Source organism: Nostoc sp. 2RC (genome assembly GCF_014222165.1).
Taxonomy (GTDB): domain Bacteria; phylum Cyanobacteriota; class Cyanobacteriia; order Cyanobacteriales; family Nostocaceae; genus Nostoc; species Nostoc linckia.
Window position 1 is genome coordinate 1 of the sequence record NZ_JACKZU010000138.1, and the last position, 19,791, is coordinate 19,791.

Consider the following 19,791-nt stretch of genomic DNA (forward strand, 5'->3'; position numbering starts at 1 on the left):
GAGGTAGGGGAGACAAGGAAGCAGGAGAAAAATAACTCTTAACTGTTAACTCTTAACTGTTAACTCTTAACTCCTAACTCTTAACTCCTAACTCCTAACTCCCAATGCCCCTTACAAAGTTTGACATTGACTACATAAGCCAAAAAATTCTAAGGTGTGGTAAAAAATTTTAAATTTATGGTTGGTTTCTAGCTGGTCTTCTAGGTTATGGACTGGGCATTGATTAATTTGAATTGAGGTACCGCATTGCAAGCAAGTCAGATGGTGTTTGTCTTGCTGGGTTAGGCTGTAAAGGGCTTCACCGTTAGCCAAATTCCGCATTTGTACCATACCTTCTAGTTTTAAGGCTTCTAAGGAACGGTAAACTGTCGCTAAACCCATACCTTGATTGCTGTTACGTAATTCTACATAAATATCCTGAGCAGAAATGCCTTTTTTGATGCTTTTTAGCAGGTTCAAAATACGCTCTTGACTGCGGGTGCGTATGACTGTCATAGACAATTATTTAAATATGCCACTGGAATTTGAAGCTGTTGGACTGGCTAATTAATAAATTAACTGTAACTGCTTCATAATCTTATTTTCACTCACTTGGAACAGAAAGTTATAGTATAGCGATCGCAGCATTCAGCAAAAAGCCGTGCAAAGGAAGTATCTAGCCAAAATTCACGTGACACTTCGTCCTTCAGTCTTAGACCCTGCTGGTGTGGCTGTACAATCCGGTCTTCAGCAAATGGGATACACTACCGTTGAGCAAGTAAGGATTGGTAAGTACATTGAACTCACCATCGTCTCCCCAGATGAAAAAAAAGCGCGTCAAGACCTCAATAACATCTGTGACCAAATGCTAGCAAATACGGTGATTGAAAATTATCGCTTTGATTTGATTGAAGTTGAATCACAGACTGGGGTGTTTTAAACACTGGGCATGGGGAGCAGAGGGGGCAGGGGAAAAGGTTAAAGGTTAAAGGGAAAAGGAAAAATTTAATCTTTTCCTTTTTCCCCGGTTGGTGAGCTTGCCTGTCCTGAGCTTTGTCGTTGGCGAAGCCTCTCGTAGAGAAGGGTCGAACCATACCCCTTTCCCTTTCCCCGTGCCCAATGCCCAATGCCCAATGCCCAATTCCCTAATCCAATTGACCAATGACTAAATTCGGTGTTGTTGTTTTTCCCGGTTCTAATTGCGATCGCGATGTTGCTTATGTCACCAGAGACTTGTTAGGGCAACCAACTCGCATGGTTTGGCATCAAGATACGGACATTGCTGATTTGGATGTTATTGTTATACCTGGTGGCTTTAGTTACGGGGATTATCTCCGTTGTGGTGCTATCGCGCGGTTTTCCCCTGTGATGCAGCAGGTCATCGAACATGCCCAAAAGGGTAAGTTTGTCCTCGGTATTTGCAATGGTTTTCAGGTATTAACTGAAGCTGGTTTATTGCCGGGGGTGTTGACTAAAAATCGAGATTTGCATTTTATTTGCGATCGCGTCCCTGTGAAAGTTGAGCGTACCAATCTGCCTTGGACGCAAGTTTATCACGATGGGGAAGTTATCACTTTGCCCATTGCCCACGGCGAAGGACGATTCTATGCTGATGCAGACACTTTGGCAGCAATTGAAGATAACGGCCAAGTGTTGTTTCGCTACGTTGGAGAGAACCCCAATGGTTCATTGAACAACATTGCGGGGATTTGCGATCGCCAAGGCAATGTTTTGGGTATGATGCCGCACCCAGAAAGGGCGTCTGATCCCATGTTGGGCGACAGCGATGGCTTACGGTTGTTTCAAGGATTGTTAGAGAAAGTAGCGGCGTTGGCTTAGATTAGAGGTTTTCAATCAGCCAAGGTAGACTTTCGTGAAAATGCGGCAACTTCAGTTCTTAGGTGGTGGAGTTGCTGTTTTACTTTTTGTTGTATCACGCAACAGTCAGGACTTCTTACCAAGTCTGTATGCTAACAAAAAAGTATTTAGTTCGTTTCATCTACTTTCGATTGAAAGAACGGTTAATATAACTCCTTCGCTTGCAACGCCGTACTAATCAAGAATTATACAAATAAGCTCGTCACTTAACTTCCCAGCATCTGCAAGTTATGTAAAGTGGCATAAAGTCCACCTTGTTGCAGTAATTGTTCGTGACTTCCTTCTTCGATTAATTCACCCCGCTTCAAAACAAAAATCCGGTCTACATTGCGAATTGTAGATAAACGGTGAGCAATAATAATTGCGGTGCGTCTGAACAAAAGCTGGTCTAATGCTTCTTGAATTAAAGCTTCTGTGCCAACATCTAAACTTGCTGTGGCTTCATCTAATACTAATATTTGAGGATCGCGAATGGCTGCACGGGCAAAGGCTAAAAGTTGCTTTTGTCCGCTAGAAAGATTTGTGCCTCTTTCTCGGAGTTGGGTATCGTAGCTATTAGGTAACTCTTCTATAAACTGGGCAATGTTGGTTTTTTCTGCTGCTTGTTGAATCTGCTCAATTGTATAACCATCTCCTAAGGAAATGTTGCTTTTCACATCACCAGCAAACACAAAACCATCTTGTAAAATTACTGCCATATAACGCCGCAGTTCTGCTTGTGGCACTTCTCTAATATCTATGCCATCAATGAGAATGCGTCCTTGTGTGGGTTCGTAAAGACGACACAACAGGCGAATAATGGAAGTTTTCCCCGCACCCGTGGGGCCGACTAATGCAATTTTTTCACCAGGATGAATGGTGAAATCTAAATCTTTAATGACATAATCATCGTTTTTATAAGCAAACCAAACGTGTTCAAAACGAATTTCTCCGAGTTCCGGTGGTGATTTGATATCTGGAGATTCTAAATTTGCAACTATTTCGTCTATGTAGCCGAATTTGGCATCCAGAATTGAGTAGCGCACATTAGTGCGATCGCGGATTTCTATCGGTTCATCTAATACATCGCCGACGCGTTCAATAGCAGTAAAACCAGCTTGAATTACGGTAAATTTTTCGGCAAAGTTTCTTAATGGATCGAATAATCGTTGGGCATATAAAATAAATGCCGATAAAGTACCGAAAGTCAACTCTTTATCCAAAAGCATCAAACCACCCAACCACAAAACACCCGCGATCGCTACTAATCCAACCCACTCCAAAGTTGCAGAAACAGCTGCATCATAAAAAATGTTTTTATCTACTTGTTGAGTGTAGCGGTTGTTGGTGGCACGAAATAATTCAGCATTAAATTTTTCTCTGCGGAACAACTGCACTACATTAATACCAACTACATTTTCTTGTAGCTGTGAATTAAGTATCGAAAGTTCTTCCCGCCCTTTATAATTGGCTTTGCGATACTGTTTTTGTAAATAAATTGTTACCCAACTAATTGGTAACAGCATCAATAGTAACAAGCAAGCTAGTTGCCATTGAATAGAAAACATTAAAGCAATAATTACCAGCATCGATAAGAAATCGGACAGGATACCGATGGCTCCCGTGGAAAAGACATCGCCTAACACTTCCACATCACTGGTAATTCTAGTAATTAATTTCCCTACTGGTGTCCTGTCAAAAAAACGTACCGCCAGAGATGTTACATGTTGGAATAAATCCTGGCGAATTGCTGTGGTAATTTGTTGCCCTAACTTTTGTACGAGATAACCCTGATAACCTGTCAACACCAAGCGGATGACGATTGAAATCAGCAATAACCCTTCTAAAATATTTAGCGCTTGTGGGAATGGACGATTCCTCAGGAATTCGTAAATACTCGATTCTTTACGAATTAGGGAAATCACTTGTCCAATTAACAGCGGTTGTACGGCATTAGCGATGGCAAGCGGTACGAGTAAGAACATTGAAAGTGCCAACAGTGTGCCACTGCGACGGGCATAAGGCACTAAACGCAAAAACAACCGCCAGTCATTTTCACCGCGACCGTGTTGTGTGTATGATTTTTTGTTGAGAGATTGGTAGATGCTCATAATAAGAGCATTATATTCATGTTTGGCAAAAACACACTTTTAACAGTTGTTAGTTCAATTGCATAGTCAAACACTATACAATATTAATCTGTTTGTTTTCACTGCTTCACATTTTGCGATCGTCAAGTACGCACACTGATTTCGAGTAAAAATTTGGCTCTTAGGACTTACGCAACGCCGATATTGTCATTGCCACCAGAATGTAGTGTAGGGAAGCAATCCCAGTGTCAGGGCGGATTACTTCTCTATTGCTCATAATGACGAAATTACATAATTTTTGCGTTAGTCTTACCACTCTTACAGCAATTTCCAGGTAAATAAACCACATTGTAAAGGTGTAGGCTATGGCCGTTCGCCCCTACCAGGGATTGTGGTTCAAATAGATGAAATTTTACGTTAACACTTGACAGTTAACCGTCAACAGTCAACTGTCATCAATCCTCACTAGTGTGTTTGTATTAATTACTGCATGGGTATACTTTTAAGTATGAAAGATTACCATACTTCTCTCTTTACGTCTTATATCTAAAGGTAGAAGATATAGGTTAACTAAAATTTGGGAAACCTAAGAGAAGTTCATCCCAAGAAATATCTTGCCTATTTATCGCAGAGTGCAACTGAGGTCAGATGACGCAATCTTTAAATCCTGTCAAAGAGTGGGAACAACGCCGCGATGAAGCAAACCACTATTACCAGCGGGGAAAATTTCAAGAGTATCTCGATCTTGTGACTAAGAATTTACAGTTAGCAAGGGCAATTCCAGACCGGGCTAGGGAAGGTTACACATTGAATGACCTTGGTTTAGCTTATCTGGGTTGCTGGCAACCTCAAAGAGCATTAGAGCGATTTCAACAAGCGCTGAGTGTGGCTGTTGAAATCAACAACGCCTCCGCACAAGCAACTGCACTGAGCAATTTAGGTTCTACCTACAGCCGTCTGGGACGTTTTTCCCAAGCATTAGAATATTTTGATCGAGCGCTTCTCATTTTCAGACAATTGCAAGACATCCAAGGAGAAGTTTCTACTCTCAATGATGTAGCACTGATTTATACCCGATTAGGAGAACCAAAACGCGCATTGCTGCTACAAAACCAAATTTTGACAATGCGTCGATTGCTTGGTGACTTTTCTGGTGAAGCAACGACTTTAAATGGTATTGGTTTTGCTTACAGCGTTTTAGGCAAGTTTGACCAAGCTCTAGAATATTTTCAAGCAGCACTGCCGATTCAACGAGCGGTGAAGAATTTAGTTGCTGAAGCAACCACCTTGAATAATATTGCTTCAGTTTACAGCGATTTAGGAAAACCCAAACAAGCCCTACTACTTTATTATCAAGTTCTTTTAACACGTCGAGCCATTGGCGACAAAGCGGGCGAAGCAACAACCCTTCACAACATTGGTTTTACCCACACTATCCTCACCCAACATCGCCAAGGTATGAAGTTCTATAAACAAGCCATTGCCATTTATCAAGAACTGGGGGATTCTTTGGGAGAAATTTCCACTTTATTGAACATGGGAAGCCTTTACGCCACAACCAAACGCAAACAAATGGCACGATTGTGCTACCAAAATGCCCAACAGTTAGCTGATAAAATTGAACATCGGCCGCTGTTAGAAAAGGTACAGCAGTTCATGAATTCTCTCTAGCCCGATGAACTAGATTCAAAAAATGTTTGTGACAGATTTCCCACCCGCCTAACGCCAGTTATGGCAATTTGAAGTTGAATAGACTACAGTAGGGGCGCACAGCTGTGCGCCCCTACAATGATTCAATTTTCAAATGTGTATTCTATTCAATTAAAAATCACTATATTTAGCAGATGAGTGTTTCTATTAGGTTACTCCAAGAAAATGAATTAGCTGCTGCTGACCATATTTTTCGGTTGGCCTTTGGTACTTTTATCGGACTACCTGAACCAACTGAGTTTTACGGAGATGCTGCTTATATACATCATCGGTGGAAAGCCAACCCAAATTCAGTGTTTGCTGCGGAGATTGATGGAAAATTAATTGGGTCTAACCTAGCAATAAATTGGGGAAGTTTTGGCTACTTTGGGCCGTTGAGCGTTCATCCAAACTTTTGGAACCAAAAAGTAGGTCAACATCTTGTTGAAGCTGCCATTGCTTACCTTACTGAAGCTAATACTTCGATGATGGGGCTGTTTACTTTTGCTCAAAGTCCCAAGCATCACATCCTATATCAAAAATTTGGTTTTCGTCTACGGTTTCTAACTGCAATTTTGGCAAAACAAGTAGAACAATTACAGCCAATACCCCAAAGAAATAGATATTCACTTCTCAGTGAAAACGAACGCGCCCAAACTCTGGAGGCAATTGTTCAACTCACCAATTCTATTTATGAAGGACTAGATTTATCAAGAGAAATTCAGACAGTTCAGGCTCAAGGACTGGGGGATACAGTATTGTTATGGAATGACGCAGGCTTGTCAGGATTTGCAGTTTGTCATTATGGCCCAGGAACCGAAGCTGGTAGTAATACTTGCTTTGTGAGATTTGGTGCTGTATATTCTGGAAACGATGCAGGGCAAAGTTTCGAGGAATTATTAGATTTGTGTGAAGCATTGACTGTGGCTCAAGGGATGTCACGTTTAATCGCTGGTGTTAATACCAGTCGAGATGAAGCTTATCGCAGGATGTTGGCTCGTGGTTTTCGCAGTGAAATCATTGGAGTTGCAATGCACAGACCTAATGAACCTGGATTTAATCGCCCAGATGTTTTTGCTCTGGACGATTGGCGATAACCCATATTCCGCTGACTTTTTACTTTTTAATAGACCTGTCTTAAAAATAGGGCATTGGGCATTGGGCATTGGGCATGAGAATATTGATTTTTATTGTTTCTTGTGAGCGCAGCTCATGGAGTAAGAGTGCAATCAATTGCTTTTTGCACTCTTGTGGTCAAAGGAAAAAGAGAAAATACCAAACCTTTCCCCCTTTCCCTTTCCCCTTTTCCCGACTTCTGCAAGAATGTCCAATGCCCAGTATTGTTACTCAATAGCTAAAATACTGATGGAAACTCAGCGGAATCTATCGTGTCTAATAAAAATACTAAAGTTTGGTTGATTACTGGTAGTTCTAGCGGCTTTGGGCGTAATTTGGCTCAAGCAGTAGTGAAAAGAGGCGATCGCTTAATTGCTACTGCCCGTAAGCCTGAACAACTTCAAGATTTGGTCAATGAATACCCAGATACAGTTAAGGCAGTTTCTCTAGATGTTACTAATCCTGTGCAAGTCAAAGTAGCAGTAGATGAAGCCCTCAAAGCATTTGGACAAATTGACGTGCTAGTTAACAATGCTGGATATGGTCTAATTGGAGCGCTGGAAGAGGTCAGTGATGAGCAAATTCGGCGTAATTTTGATACTAATTTATTCGGTGCAATTAACACGATCCGGGCAGTATTGCCAATTATGAGACAGCAAAAAAGTGGGCATATTATCAATATGTCTGCAATTGCTGGATTCAACAATGAACTCGGTTTTTCCATCTATGGTGGTGCTAAGTTCGCTTTAGAAGGAGTGTCAGAAGCTGTACATGGCGAAGTTGCACCTTTGGGTATCAAAGTGACAATTGTCGAACCAGGGCCTTTCCGTACTGATTTTATTGGGCGATCGCTTGACCGTGCAGCTAATAGCATGGACGCCTACAAACCAACTGTGGGAAAATTCTTAGAGTTTCTAGAAAAAATTGAAGGCACTCAACCAGGCGATCCAGAAAAAGCTGTTGAGGTATTAATTCAGGTTGTGGAATCAGAAAATCCGCCATTGCGTTTGGTGCTGGGTAAGTACGCTTACAGCAAGTTCCGCAAGAAAATTGCTTCATTAACTACTGAATTGGATGCATGGGAAGCAGTAGCAGCAAATACTGATTTTGAAAATTAGAAATTGAGCAATTGTTCACTGTTAACTGTTAACTGTGAACCTCCAACTGTCAACGCATTCACTGGAATAATTTATTTTTTGCAGTCCCCTTAACTTTTGACTTTTTTCCGATTTACTATTATGAAGTATGAAAGTTTACGAAATTCAAAGCAATGCCGGTATTGATGCCCTCGCATTAGTCGATCGCCCGGAACCAAAACCCGCAGCTGGTGAAGTTTTGGTTCAAGTGAAAGCAACATCTTTAAATTACCGTGATTTGCTCGTCATTGAAGGAGCCTACGGTGCTGGACAGAAATATCCGTTGATTCCCATGTCTGATGGTGCGGGGGAAGTTGTGGCGGTGGGTAAAGGTGTGACACGGGTGAAAATAGGCGATCGCGTCGCTGCTACTTTCTTCCAAGATTGGATTTATGGCTCTTTAACTAGAGAACAAATGAAATCCGATCTGGGAGGCGGTATCGATGGTATGTTGGCTAAATATGTCATATTACACCAAGATGGCTTAGTAATTTTACCAGACCATCTATCCTATGCTGAAGGAGCGACATTGCCCTGTGCAGCAGTTACAGCTTGGCATGGATTGGTGACAAAAGGCAATATTAGCCCTGGCGATAGCGTTTTATTACTAGGTACTGGGGGAGTTTCGATTTTTGCTCTCCAGTTTGCTAAGATACATGGTGCTAGAGCGATCGCCACTTCTAGCAGCGATGAAAAGTTGGCACGAATCAAACAGCTTGGTGCTGACGAAACAATCAACTACAAAACAACACCAGATTGGGAAAAGCAAGTTTACCAATTAACTAATCGCACAGGTGTAGATCATGTAGTTGAAGTAGGCGGTGCTGGAACTCTACCAAAATCATTGCAAGCAGTCCGCATAGGCGGACGTGTTAGTTTAATCGGCGTTTTGTCAGGTAGAGGAAGTGAAATTGACCCCATGCCAATACTTTTTAAAAGTTTAACAGTTCAGGGAATCTACGTTGGCAGTCGGGAAATGTTTGAGGCCATGAATCAGACAATACAACAACATCAAATTAAACCAATTATCGATAGAGTTTTTCCATTTAATGAAGCGCGAGAAGCATATCGTTATCTCAAAAGTGCGGCTCACTTTGGCAAAGTTGTTATTAGTTTGGATTCATCAGTAACTAGATAAAATTACAGCAGTTTTTAGACAAGGGAGACAAGGGAAACAAAGAGAATAATTCATAACCAATGACCAATGACTAATGACTAAATAAAGTCCCTTCGTTCTTTTATTTTCGTGGTTAAAAGTAGAGGGGAATCAAATTTATATAAGGTTTTATGAAACAAATAAAAGAAAAAATTATCAATAAAGTAGAGCAAGTATTTGAACGACGATTAATACCTCATTTGGTAAAATGGGAAGAATATTTAGAAAGCAAAATCAGGAGATATAAGCATCAACAACTGAAGAGTCAGTTAAAATTTTGTGGCTCAGGTTTACGATTTAAGCGAGATGTGAGAATTGAACATCCGCAAAATGTATCTCTGGGAAATAAAGTTTATATTGGACAAGATGTTATTTTAGATGGACGTGGCGGAATTACAATTGGTGACAATACAACACTGGGATTTAATGTTGTGATTCTGTCTGCAAATCACGACTATCAAAGTAATAATTTGCCATACGAACATAACGTTTATATTCATAAGCCTGTTAGCATCGGCCGCAATGTTTGGATTGGTGGAAATGTTTTAATTATTCCTGGAGTTTCCATTGGTGATGGTGCAATTGTGGCAGCGGGGACAGTGGTCACTGCTAATGTAGAACCTTTAGCAATTGTTGGAAATCAACCTATGAAAGTAATTAAATACCGGGACAAAGAACATTATGAGAAACTTGCCGAGCAACAAGAAATTCCAAGTAGTTCTATAGCAATTCCGAATCATTTGTGAAATGTTACGGCGGGCAGGATGCCCACCCCACAAGAGTTTACTAATGCACTATTTTAGCCTTGACACGCTACTAGTGGTCTGTCCTATTAGTTCTGAGAGATAAATAAGTTTGTAGTTAGGACTTTAGTCCTTGATTTTTAAGCACTGAAGTGCTTACTACAAACTCATCAAAATTAATGCGATAGACCATTAGTTGTTAAACTAACGCTGGTGTATTGGCTAGTTTTACTTGAGAGCTTGGAATCATTCGCATTCCAGCCGGTGCGGCGGTGGTTAAACCACGGCGCACGGGACGCACGGGACGTTTGTTGACTAAGGATAATTGAAATTCTGACAAAATAGTTGCCAAGACAATTTTCATTTCATACATAGCAAATGCCATGCCAATACAGCGACGATTACCACCACCAAATGGTAAATATTCGTATGGGGAATATTGTCTTTCTAAAAATCTTTCTGGTTTGAATTGTTTGGGTTGTGGATAGACTTGTTCGCGATGATGTGCTAAATAAATACTGGGAATAATTAGGGTTCCTTTTGGCAGTTTGTAACCCATAATTTCAATTGGGGTTTTAACAATTCGGAAGAAAGCATTCATGGCAATGGGATAAATTCGCAATGTTTCTTGGCAAACTGCTGTCAAATAAGGCAATTTAGCAATGGTACTCAAATCTGTGTTAGGAGCCACAGTGGTGAGTTCCCGTAGCAAGTTTTCACGCACCTCTGGTAAATAATCAATCCAGTAAAATGCCCATGTTAATGCTGAAGCTGTAGTTTCATGTCCGGCGACTAAAAGAGTCATTAATTCGTCGTGCAATTCTTTATCTGACATCCCTTGACCATCGTCATAACGAGCAGCCATCATCAGACTAAGGATATCTTGGCGATTTTGCTGGGGTTGGGCGCGACGTTCCCGAAGCAGAGTATAAATAAGTTCATCGATTTTTTTTTGTTGTTGGAGAATCCAACCCCAGGGACTCCAAGTACCAAAATCTTTTTGCATGAAATTGAAAAAGAAAGCGCTAGACATTAAAGGTGAAGTCATGAAGTCTAGTAAATCGCTTAGCGATCGCCTTAATTCCTCAAATCGCTCTCCTGCTTCCAAACCAAACACAACCCGCAGAATAACACGCAAAGTGATTTCTTGCATGGAATTACGTATTTTCAAAGGCTTGTTCATTTGCCATTGATGGCTTACCTGTTGTGTGATTTGACGGATATCCTCGCCATAAGCCCGCATTCTCTCGCCATGAAAAGGAGGAGCTAATAATTGTCTTTGCCGCTGGTGACGTTCGCCATCTGATAGCATGAAAGAGCGATCGCCAAGTAAAAATCTCAGTCCTTTATTGCCCCTGCCAACCTCAAAACTACTCAAATCAGATGTAAAAATCTGCTCAAGTGCTTCTGGTTGACTAAAGTAAACAATGGGGTTGTCTGAAGGATTGCTTTGAATAGTGAAACTGTCGCCGTAAATTTTCGCAAAATCATCCACATATTTTACAGGCTGACTAATAAACTTGATCATCCGCAGCCAGCGCGGTATTTGAGGCCCATCAGGTAGATTGTAAGTTGTTGTCATAGAAATTAGTGGAATTAATAGCTGCTAAATTTTATTGTTACGAGTTTTTATGTGATTGCGGGTCACAGAAAGCGGTATATTCATCATTAGGGACTGGGAACTGGAGACTGGTGACTAGGGACTGGGAAGACTATAGAGAACAAGGACAAAAATCACTCCTAACTCTTAACTCCTAACTCTTAACTCCTAACTCTTAACTCAACACTCAGCATCGGAAGCAAGCAGTGTCAAAAATCATCGCTATTCTCAACGGTAAAGGAGGAGTCGGTAAAACGACTACCGCAATCAACTTAGCTGCAAACTTCGCGAAGAAAAAAAAGGTGTTGCTGATTGATGCAGATATTCAAGGTTCTGCCAGTTGGTGGTTCGGGCGCAGTCAGCAAGGAATGGGATTTGATTTATCTCAAGAAACAGATCCAACACTTTTAGGTGATTTGGGAAAAATAAAAGGTTACGATTTAGTAGTGGTGGATACGCCTCCCGCGCTGCGCTCTGAAGCATTAGTAGCGGTAGTTGCGATCGCAGATTATCTAGTTTTGCCTACACCCCCGTCTGCAATGGATTTAGCTGTCCTCGTGGAAACAGTCAAGGAAGCCGTTATCCCCCTGGGAACCCCCCATCGGGTATTGCTCACTAAAGTCGATACGCGCAGCATCGGGGAAGCACTAGAAGCAAAAAAAACTCTGACACGGCTAGGTATTCCTGCTTTCAATACCTTGATTCGCACTTACAAAGCTCACGAACGAGCCGCGCTTGAAGGTGTAGCGATTACTCAATGGCGAGGAGGAAATGCACGGGAAGCGGAGTTAGACTATCGCCGCGCAGCTGATGAATTACAGCGTGATTGGAGGAAATAATGGCTAAGAAACAAAGCTTATCAGATTTACTACAACAAGAAGCACAAAAATTTACATCTCCAGAAGATGAATCTGTGATTGAAGTTTCCGCTCAAGAAATAGCCCACGAAGAGGCTACAACTGATGAAGAATCTTCACCACCAATACCAGAACCAACTACTATTAGGCGCACAAATCCTACAAAAGCTGATTTAGAAGCAACTGTCAAAGAATTGACAAGCAATCTCGAAAAAAGTCATCAAAAGGAAGCTGCTCTAGAAAAAGAAATAGTAGATTTGAAATCAAAACTATCACAACAAAAAACATTAGTCTCGGAACAAAAAATTCTAGCAGAACAGCTAACAAAAGAACTAGACGAAACCAAAAAAACAGCACTACAACTTGCAGAAGCAAATTCTAAACTGATAGAAGAAATTAATGCTTTAAAACAAGCAGCAGAAACTAAATCTCAAGTTGTTGCTAAACAAACTAGTGCTATCAAACCAGTAAAGGAAAACTACAATCCACTAAATTATAAAAAATCACATCGTTCATCTGAAAAACTAGCAGAACGACAAACATCAATAAATGATGATTTTGCAGAAAATACTTGGCTTTATGACTAGCACTGCTAGAGCTACAGTCAGTTCAAAAATCAAGAACTTTATAAAGTAAGCTCAAAAAACAACAAAAAAATACTTCATACTAAGTTGCACTTAAAAATAGTAACTTGGGTGGCAAGTGGGGAGATGGATAGATGGGGAATAGAAATGATGAAATTACGTTTGGTGAATACAAATTAGTATAATATCATGTCCGCATAATTAGTGATAATTCCCACAGCCATTGCACCCCAAAGAGCCAAAGCTACGCTTTGTCTCCCCTCCCCGCCTGCGGGGAGGGGTTTTTATTTTACTTAACACTAAAGGTATTGAAGTATAATTCTTAACTTAACTGTGCTGCGAGTTGATTTTCTAAAAGCGTGTCATTGGTTAACAAGTCCTCAACGGTGATTCGCAAAAAGCGTTGTTCATCAACTTGGAAGAAGATTTTAATACGATCGCTCCCCGGAAATCCGCTTGGTGTCAGTTGGGCTATTGTTCTAGCACCTTCTTTGTCATTGAGGGGTTTGACGCTGATTTCACTACTTTCAAGACGACGAGTAATTAAGCGATCGCCATCAAAATAAACTTCCGTATTACCTGTGTCTGCCCCCAATTCTCCCATAATTAATTCAATGCTTGGCTGATTCTCCACAGAAGCCCCTAAAACTAATTCTACTGGCTGACTCATGGGATATGGCTGTCCAGCTTTAATTATGGGATGCCAATGGTGGCGTTGATTGCGGCGATCCCAGTAGCGAATACCATAGCTATGGTAGAGAAAGTCTTTGATTTCAATGCCTTGGGCGATTTGTAACGCACCTTGGGCAATGGCTTCAAAGGGACGTTCGCAACGAATTTTTTCTGGCTCAAAATATTGTTTAATCCATGTCTGCACTGCTGGCAATTGTACAGTTCCACCAACTAATAAAACTGCATTAATATCTGCAATTTCTATTCCTTGGCGTCTTGCTTGTTGCAACAACGTCGTCATGGATTCATCTAATAACTCAAAAAATGCGTGTTCTTTGAGGACATTTTCAAAAGTTTCGCGGTTTAATTCCAATTCATAACTTTCAAATGTTTCATCATCAAAATAAACTTCACTGGCTTGATTTTGAGTTGATAACTGAATTTTCACTTTTTCCGCCAATCTTGTTGTCAAAGGACTAACCGCTAGTCCTTGATTTTTGGCAAAGTAATCTACTAACCAATTATCAATATCAGTACCGCCTAAATTCTGTCCAGCTTTCGCCAATACACGGGCTGTTTTGATTTTTTGTTTAGAATCTTCAGCTAAAGATTTATTACCCCATTTCAGCAAAAATCCCACTGGTTTTGTAGTTGCTTGCACGCTTCGATCCAACCGCACAAGGGACAAATCCAAAGTACCGCCACCAAAGTCAATTACCAAGATAATTTCTCGATCTGCCAAGCCATAACCCAAAGCGGCGGCTGTGGGTTCATCCAGCATTCGCACTTGTTCGACTTTTAAAGACTGGCAAACTTTTCCTAACCAATGACGGTAGGCTTCAAAACTATCTACTGGTACTGTTAACACCAGAGAATCTAAGCCACCTTCTAGGGGTGCTAGTTCTGCAATTACTTCGGTGAGAAACCATTGCCCAACCTGCTCAAAAGTGACAATTTGTCCATCTAACTCAGGTAAAAAACCTTGAATATTAGCACCAATACCGCGCTTGAAGCTGCGGAAAAATCTAGTTTCGCCCTTGAGATCGAGACCGCGATCGCGTACTTGTTGACCCACTAAGATTTTACTTGCTGCTGCGTCTTCAATATAAACTAAACTCGGAATCAGCGGTGGATTGAGACTTTGTTTAATTGATAAACCAGGTAAATTCAAGGTTTCTGGCTGTTGGGTTACAGAATTCCAACGAGCAATGACTGTGTTGCTAGTGCCAAAATCGATTGCGATCGCCATACTTTAGTTGGGAAATTAGGAGTTGGGAAGTTAGAAGTTAGGAGTTAGGAGTTAGGAGTTAGGAGTTGGGAGTTGGGAGTTTAATGGCTGTTGAAGAAATGGTGAAACAGCAAACTAAATTTTTGATTCAGTAGTTAACAACATACACTATTGAGTCTTACTCTAAACTGATTGCATCTAAATTCTAAATTCTGACTCCTGAATTCTGAATTCTGACTCCTGACTCCTGAATTCTGACTCCTGACTCCTGAATTCAGACTCCCGACTCCATCAGCCACCAAGAACGCAAATGAGCGATCGCTACTTCTTTTTGTTTGGCTTCCACTTCTATCCAAGGTACTTCATGGTAAACATCGGGCATAGCAGTAATTAAATTGCTGTGCTTTCTATCATTAAAACCTTCTTCACCGTTGGAAATATGAACTAATTGCCAATCTGGATTTGCCCAAGTTTCTCGTGCTGCATGTAACATAGATGCCACACTTGGATCGTCGTAGCTATCTAAATTTTCGTGGCAAATCTGGTGATGAGCATCAAACACCATTGGGATTTCTGCCTGCTGACATACTGCTAAAATTTCACTAGCACTATAGGCATATTCATCGTTTTCTAAAGTCAACCGATTTTTAATTGCTGGTGGTAATTCGGAAATTACTTTTACAAGTTGTTCGCTGCGTTGAGATTTGCCACCATGAATATTCATCAATGACCAAGGCGATTGGGGTAAGCCTAATAAATCGAGGTTGCGGGCGTGGCGTTGGAGAATTTTGATACTTGTTTTCACTATTTCTGGTGAATCAGAACTCAGCACTACATATTGGTCGGGATGCAATACCATTCTGATGTTTAATGCTTTTGCACGTCCGCCAATTTTTGCTAATGCATCGCTCATTTCCTCTAATATATTTGCCCCGATTTCGTCTTCTATATCACAAAGAGGAAATAAAGCACTAGACATCCGATACAGCTGAATTTGATTTTTCTCACAAAAGGATAAAGCGTCATGTAAACGCTGTAAATTATGCTGATACAGTTCTCTGAGGGCAGTTTCACGTTCCTCAAGAGTTAGTTTTAAGTACCGCGTGCGCGTCATTGTCCGAAAACGCACTTGTTTATCAAAGGTGATACAAACCAGCCCCAAGTGGGGTAAAGTGGTCTTTTGTTGCTGTGTATCGGGTAAATTCTGGAACTGGATTGCAGTCATGAACTAAATTTATTAACTTATCAATATATTATTCTTGTTTAATTTTAATAAATCTTGTTATGAATTGATAAGCATCTCAAGAAGCATTTACAGTCAACAGCCACCACTAATATTTTTCCCAACTCAAATTGGATTGAGATAGTAAAAATTCCTAATTAATATTGCCTCCCTCATTTGTAGAGTAAAACTGTTGGGCATAAAAACGCGCATAGCGTCCTTCTTGAGACAAAAGGGAGGTGTGAGTACCAGCTTCCACCACTTGTCCTTGTTCTAGTACGAGAATGCAGTCAGCTCTACGAACGCTGCTTAAGCGATGGGCGATAATAAACACGGTGCGGTTTTGCATCACTCGCTCTAGTGCTTCTTGCACTAATGCTTCTGATTCTGAATCCAAGGCAGAAGTAGCTTCATCCAAGATGAGAATTCGGGGATCGTTGACAATTGCTCTGGCGATCGCTAATCTTTGGCGTTGTCCTCCCGATAAATTAACTCCCCGTTCTCCCACCCAGCTATGGTAACCTTGGGAAAACTGGGTAATAAACGAGTGAGCGTTGGCAATCTTCGCCGCTTCCTCAATTGCTGCTAAATTTAATTCTTCCTGACCGTAACCAATATTTTCGGCGATAGTTCCAGAAAACAGCGTAATATCTTGGGGAACAATGCCAATTTGACGGCGCAAACTCCTGAGGGAGACATCGCGGATATCAACATCATCAACGAAAATTTCACCCGCCTGGGGATCGTAGAAGCGAAGTAAAAGGCTAATTAATGTCGATTTTCCCGCCCCAGAACTACCAACTAAAGCAATGACATTACCAGGAGTAGCTAGCAAAGACAGATCCTTGAGGACTGGCTGACCTGGGTTGTAAGCAAAATTCACGTGGCGATACTCTACCTTACCAGTAACTCGCGGTAATTCCTGAGCATTTGGCTTTTCAATTAAACTCGGCTGCTTCGCCATCAATTCAAAAATCCGTTCAACGGAAGCCTCAGTTTGTTTATACTCGTTGTAATTGCTAATCAACAAATCGATTGGCTGAATCAAGATAGCCACAGCAGCTAAAAAACTGATAAAACCTTGAGCTGTCAGTTGGTTTTGAGAAATTTGCCATCCTCCCAAAAGAAACAGCAGCATAATACTAACCGCTTCCAAAAAACCCACAACCGGAAATTGAATTGATTTGAGTTGTTGAGCGCGATACTTAGCTTGGCGATTGCGTTCTGCTTCTCGCTCAAAACGCTGAATTTCATAACCTTGTGCAGCAAAAGCTTGCACCACGCGAATTCCGCTAAACACTTCAGTTAGCATCGCCGACAAATTAGAAACTTGATTTTGACTTTGGCGAGATAGTACCAGTAATCGCTGACCAAATAGACCAATTAACCAAGCCATTAAAGGAGCCAAAACCAAACTTGCAAGGGTAAGTTGCCAATTCAGATACAGCATGTAAATGGGAATGGCAATTAATTGCAACAAATTGGAAAGAAACTGATGGGATAACTTGTCTACAATTTCCCCCACGCGATCGATATCTTCAGTTAGCCGATAAGTGAGGTCACCCGTTTGTGTAGTTTCAAAATAATCCAATCCCAGCTTGTGCAAATGAGCGTAAAGCCGCTTACGCAAATTTAAAACCATATTCAGGGCAGCAGCAATCATAAAAACATTCTGCCCGTATTGACAAAGCCCGCGAAGCAAAAAAACTACAGTAGCGAGTCCCAGCCAGTAAGCAATCTGGTTAACATTTCCCTGACCGACAAAAAAAGCGATCTGACCTGTTAAGTAAGGCAGTGCTAAAGTGAGCAACACAAATCCTAAGATACAAACCAATCCCCGAACTAACAGCGGCCATTGGGGCCACAAATAAGGTAACAGTTGCCAGTAGCTAGAGCGGACTTTCATAAGTAGTTGGACAAAATTAAATTTATTCGTAGAGATAAGTAACAGCGAACAAGAAAACGATTACCCGAATTTAACGAACGATTGCCCGAATTCAACAAACAATTGAGCAAATTCAACAAACGATTGAGCAAATTCAACGAACGATTGAGCAAATTCAACAAACGATTGAGCAAATTCAACAAACGATTGAGCAAATTCAACAAACGATTGAGCAAATTCAACGAACAATTGAGCAAATTCAACAAACGATTGAGCAAATTCAACAAACGATTGAGCAAATTCAACGAACGATTGAGCAAATTCAACAAACGACAAAATCTTGGTGTTGGGTGACTCTGCGAGAAACCCCCCTCCGGGAGTCTACAAGACCGTCTCTCATAGATTTTCTGCTCTAATACTTGTAGATTCTGAATTCTGACTCCTGAATTCTGACTCCTGAATTCTGACTCCTGAATTCTGACTCCTGAATTCTGACTCCTGAATTCTGGCTCCTGAATTCTGACTCCTGAATTCTGACGTAATTTTTACTCAATTTCTCCTAAAGACTTTAGTATAAAGCTGGCAATTCTTTGGGATGCGCCGGACGGGCCGAATCGCTCAGGGCCATTTTTTTGACACTGAGCTAGATAGTCTGCATCTTGTAAAGTTTCCACTAATCGTAGAGCCGCTTGTTTGAGAGTGTCAGGAGTTGCTGGCCCTGTGCCGATGGTTTGGGCATTAATCCCTAACAATCGCGTTTGCGCCTCTGCAAACGCATAGGTAAATTGAGGCCCTTGTCCGGGAATTTGGATAATCGGTTTGCCGATCGCCACTGCTAAATCCACCGCTAACCCTGCCATGCCAATTACCAGGGTAGAGTAATATAAAATATCACTGAAAGCATTGGAGTAACATTTTACTTCTACTAGCGGCGATTCTTCAGCAGAACTACCAGCCAAAGAATAAGTGAGTACCCCTTGATTTAATTGCCAGCCTTCACTTTTAGCAATGTCGTCTAATTCTGCCATCAAATTTGGTACTAAAGCCGCACGAAACTGCAATCCAGACTCAGGCATTACCTTGGCAATTTCCACCACCAGTTGTAACTGCAAACAGAAATTTCTTGCCGCCTCTGGCATTCGTGAACCTGGTAACAAGGCGATAGTTGGAACCTCCGGTTTAAGTTGCAAGTCCACCCCAGTGGGGACAAGGCGATCTAAAGCCGGAATTCCACCAAACTGAGCTTTAGTTATACCTTGCCGTTGCAAGTCAAAAGCCGTATAAGAATCTCTAGTGAAAACTGTTAAACAGCGAGAAGAATTCAAATCGTGCCACAACAGTGGATTGATACGCAATCGTCCTTCATAAAGGGCAGAAAGACAAGAAATAAACGAGACAAAGGGGCGCTTTGTTAAGTAAGCAAATGTCTGAGAGATAAAATCCCCAGTGGCCATCACCAAATCACAGTTAGGGGCGTATTGCAACACCGCTTGTAACTGTCGCCACGTTAACCCAATCAATCCCGATTGAAAATCTTTGAGCAAATACAGGCGCTTCATGTAAAAGAATCCGCCAGAGGGCATTGTTTGTGTGGGCCCAATAATGGGAATATCCAAACTACGGTAAGCTTTTCCTTCCCCCACAATCGGCATTGCCGCCATTTCAATAGAAGGAGACAATTCTCGCAGAGTCTGAATTACATGAGAGGTGTGATTATCCTCTCCGTGGCCGTTACTGATAAACAAGATTCGCTTAGAAGGCATCTTGGGATTATGGATAAGTCTAAAATGCTTGTTTAATGAAATTTTTTACTAACCCCTTTGGAATTGGGAGTAGGAAATAGTTTTTGCAGATACTAATTTATCAGAGAATACAGTATTGAGAGTGCCAGCGCTATCGGTATATTAATAGTCATCCTGGCGGATAGGGTATTGGGCATGGGGTATTGAGCAAGCAGGAAGTGTGGGAGGGGTGGGA

At 41.3% G+C, this 19,791-nt stretch carries 16 protein-coding genes; 9 read left to right on the forward strand and 7 right to left on the reverse strand.

The features are described from left to right. Positions 1-111: 111 nt before the first annotated feature. On the reverse strand, positions 112-495 hold the full coding sequence (locus tag GNE10_RS16890; protein WP_099067398.1) for a Fur family transcriptional regulator: 384 nt from the start codon (positions 493-495) through the stop codon (positions 112-114). 145 nt (positions 496-640) lie between these two features. Here GNE10_RS16890 and purS point away from each other — a divergent pair, with 145 nt between their 5' ends. After that, positions 641-919: a phosphoribosylformylglycinamidine synthase subunit PurS gene (gene purS / locus GNE10_RS16895; protein WP_099067397.1), complete on the forward strand. Its 279-nt coding sequence runs from the start codon at positions 641-643 to the stop codon at positions 917-919. Between the two features lie 221 nt (positions 920-1,140). Beyond that, entirely contained in the window at positions 1,141-1,818 is a 678-nt protein-coding gene (purQ, locus tag GNE10_RS16900; protein WP_185566181.1) for a phosphoribosylformylglycinamidine synthase subunit PurQ, read from the forward strand. A 245-nt stretch (positions 1,819-2,063) separates the two neighbouring features. Here the strand turns inward: purQ and GNE10_RS16905 are convergent, their stop codons facing one another. Continuing rightward, positions 2,064-3,947: an ABC transporter ATP-binding protein gene (locus GNE10_RS16905; protein WP_185566182.1), complete on the reverse strand. Its 1,884-nt coding sequence runs from the start codon at positions 3,945-3,947 to the stop codon at positions 2,064-2,066. 627 nt (positions 3,948-4,574) lie between these two features. Between GNE10_RS16905 and GNE10_RS16910 the strand changes: the two genes are divergently transcribed. The 5 genes from GNE10_RS16910 to GNE10_RS16930 all read left to right on the forward strand — a co-directional run bounded on the left by GNE10_RS16910 (position 4,575) and on the right by GNE10_RS16930 (position 9,769). Next, on the forward strand, positions 4,575-5,597 hold the full coding sequence (locus GNE10_RS16910; RefSeq protein ID WP_185566183.1) for a tetratricopeptide repeat protein: 1,023 nt from the start codon (positions 4,575-4,577) through the stop codon (positions 5,595-5,597). A gap of 173 nt (positions 5,598-5,770) precedes the next feature. Beyond that, complete coding sequence (locus GNE10_RS16915) at positions 5,771-6,712, forward strand: GNAT family N-acetyltransferase (RefSeq protein ID WP_185566184.1); 942 nt, start codon at positions 5,771-5,773, stop codon at positions 6,710-6,712. 291 nt (positions 6,713-7,003) lie between these two features. Next, positions 7,004-7,849 carry an oxidoreductase gene (locus GNE10_RS16920; protein ID WP_185566185.1) on the forward strand — a complete coding sequence of 282 codons (846 nt, stop codon included), beginning with the start codon at positions 7,004-7,006 and terminating at the stop codon, positions 7,847-7,849. Positions 7,850-7,976: 127 nt separating this feature from the next. Then, on the forward strand, positions 7,977-9,005 hold the full coding sequence (locus GNE10_RS16925) for an NAD(P)-dependent alcohol dehydrogenase (RefSeq protein WP_185566186.1): 1,029 nt from the start codon (positions 7,977-7,979) through the stop codon (positions 9,003-9,005). Positions 9,006-9,154: 149 nt separating this feature from the next. Then, positions 9,155-9,769, forward strand: a complete 615-nt coding sequence (locus tag GNE10_RS16930) for a DapH/DapD/GlmU-related protein (protein WP_185566187.1) — start codon at positions 9,155-9,157, stop codon at positions 9,767-9,769. Positions 9,770-9,965: 196 nt separating this feature from the next. On the opposite strand, the gene GNE10_RS16935 is transcribed toward GNE10_RS16930, so the two are convergent. Beyond that, a complete protein-coding gene (locus GNE10_RS16935) occupies positions 9,966-11,348 on the reverse strand; it encodes a cytochrome P450 (RefSeq protein ID WP_185566188.1) in 1,383 nt (460 codons plus the stop codon). A gap of 224 nt (positions 11,349-11,572) precedes the next feature. Here GNE10_RS16935 and GNE10_RS16940 point away from each other — a divergent pair, with 224 nt between their 5' ends. Next, a complete protein-coding gene (locus tag GNE10_RS16940) occupies positions 11,573-12,205 on the forward strand; it encodes a ParA family protein (RefSeq protein WP_099067388.1) in 633 nt (210 codons plus the stop codon). Next, a complete protein-coding gene (locus tag GNE10_RS16945; protein WP_185566189.1) occupies positions 12,205-12,810 on the forward strand; it encodes a hypothetical protein in 606 nt (201 codons plus the stop codon). The genes GNE10_RS16940 and GNE10_RS16945 overlap by 1 nt, the downstream gene beginning before the upstream one ends. A gap of 319 nt (positions 12,811-13,129) precedes the next feature. On the opposite strand, the gene GNE10_RS16950 is transcribed toward GNE10_RS16945, so the two are convergent. The 4 genes from GNE10_RS16950 to GNE10_RS16970 all read right to left on the reverse strand — a co-directional run bounded on the left by GNE10_RS16950 (position 13,130) and on the right by GNE10_RS16970 (position 19,577). Next, positions 13,130-14,728 carry an Hsp70 family protein gene (locus GNE10_RS16950; RefSeq protein WP_185566190.1) on the reverse strand — a complete coding sequence of 533 codons (1,599 nt, stop codon included), beginning with the start codon at positions 14,726-14,728 and terminating at the stop codon, positions 13,130-13,132. Positions 14,729-14,981: 253 nt separating this feature from the next. Beyond that, positions 14,982-15,932 (reverse strand): UV DNA damage repair endonuclease UvsE, encoded by a 951-nt coding sequence (gene uvsE, locus GNE10_RS16955; protein ID WP_185566191.1) that lies wholly within the window; start codon positions 15,930-15,932, stop codon positions 14,982-14,984. Positions 15,933-16,083: 151 nt separating this feature from the next. Further along, complete coding sequence (locus GNE10_RS16960) at positions 16,084-17,835, reverse strand: ABC transporter ATP-binding protein (RefSeq protein ID WP_185566192.1); 1,752 nt, start codon at positions 17,833-17,835, stop codon at positions 16,084-16,086. 524 nt (positions 17,836-18,359) lie between these two features. After that, positions 18,360-19,577: a lipid-A-disaccharide synthase-related protein gene (locus GNE10_RS16970; RefSeq protein ID WP_185566193.1), complete on the reverse strand. Its 1,218-nt coding sequence runs from the start codon at positions 19,575-19,577 to the stop codon at positions 18,360-18,362. Positions 19,578-19,791: the final 214 nt, after the last annotated feature.

What these genes read in the sequence shown, in the direction of transcription:
- purQ (WP_185566181.1), top strand. Translation starts at nt 1,141, where the DNA reads ATGACTAAATTCGGTGTTGTTGTTTTTCCCGGTTCTAATTGCGATCGC.
- GNE10_RS16930 (WP_185566187.1), top strand. Translation starts at nt 9,155, where the DNA reads ATGAAACAAATAAAAGAAAAAATTATCAATAAAGTAGAGCAAGTATTT.
- GNE10_RS16935 (WP_185566188.1), bottom strand. Translation starts at nt 11,348, where the DNA reads ATGACAACAACTTACAATCTACCTGATGGGCCTCAAATACCGCGCTGG.
- GNE10_RS16915 (WP_185566184.1), top strand. Translation starts at nt 5,771, where the DNA reads ATGAGTGTTTCTATTAGGTTACTCCAAGAAAATGAATTAGCTGCTGCT.
- GNE10_RS16945 (WP_185566189.1), top strand. Translation starts at nt 12,205, where the DNA reads ATGGCTAAGAAACAAAGCTTATCAGATTTACTACAACAAGAAGCACAA.
- GNE10_RS16925 (WP_185566186.1), top strand. Translation starts at nt 7,977, where the DNA reads ATGAAAGTTTACGAAATTCAAAGCAATGCCGGTATTGATGCCCTCGCA.
- GNE10_RS16950 (WP_185566190.1), bottom strand. Translation starts at nt 14,728, where the DNA reads ATGGCGATCGCAATCGATTTTGGCACTAGCAACACAGTCATTGCTCGT.
- uvsE (WP_185566191.1), bottom strand. Translation starts at nt 15,932, where the DNA reads ATGACTGCAATCCAGTTCCAGAATTTACCCGATACACAGCAACAAAAG.
- GNE10_RS16910 (WP_185566183.1), top strand. Translation starts at nt 4,575, where the DNA reads ATGACGCAATCTTTAAATCCTGTCAAAGAGTGGGAACAACGCCGCGAT.
- GNE10_RS16970 (WP_185566193.1), bottom strand. Translation starts at nt 19,577, where the DNA reads ATGCCTTCTAAGCGAATCTTGTTTATCAGTAACGGCCACGGAGAGGAT.
- GNE10_RS16905 (WP_185566182.1), bottom strand. Translation starts at nt 3,947, where the DNA reads ATGAGCATCTACCAATCTCTCAACAAAAAATCATACACACAACACGGT.
- GNE10_RS16960 (WP_185566192.1), bottom strand. Translation starts at nt 17,835, where the DNA reads ATGAAAGTCCGCTCTAGCTACTGGCAACTGTTACCTTATTTGTGGCCC.
- GNE10_RS16890 (WP_099067398.1), bottom strand. Translation starts at nt 495, where the DNA reads ATGACAGTCATACGCACCCGCAGTCAAGAGCGTATTTTGAACCTGCTA.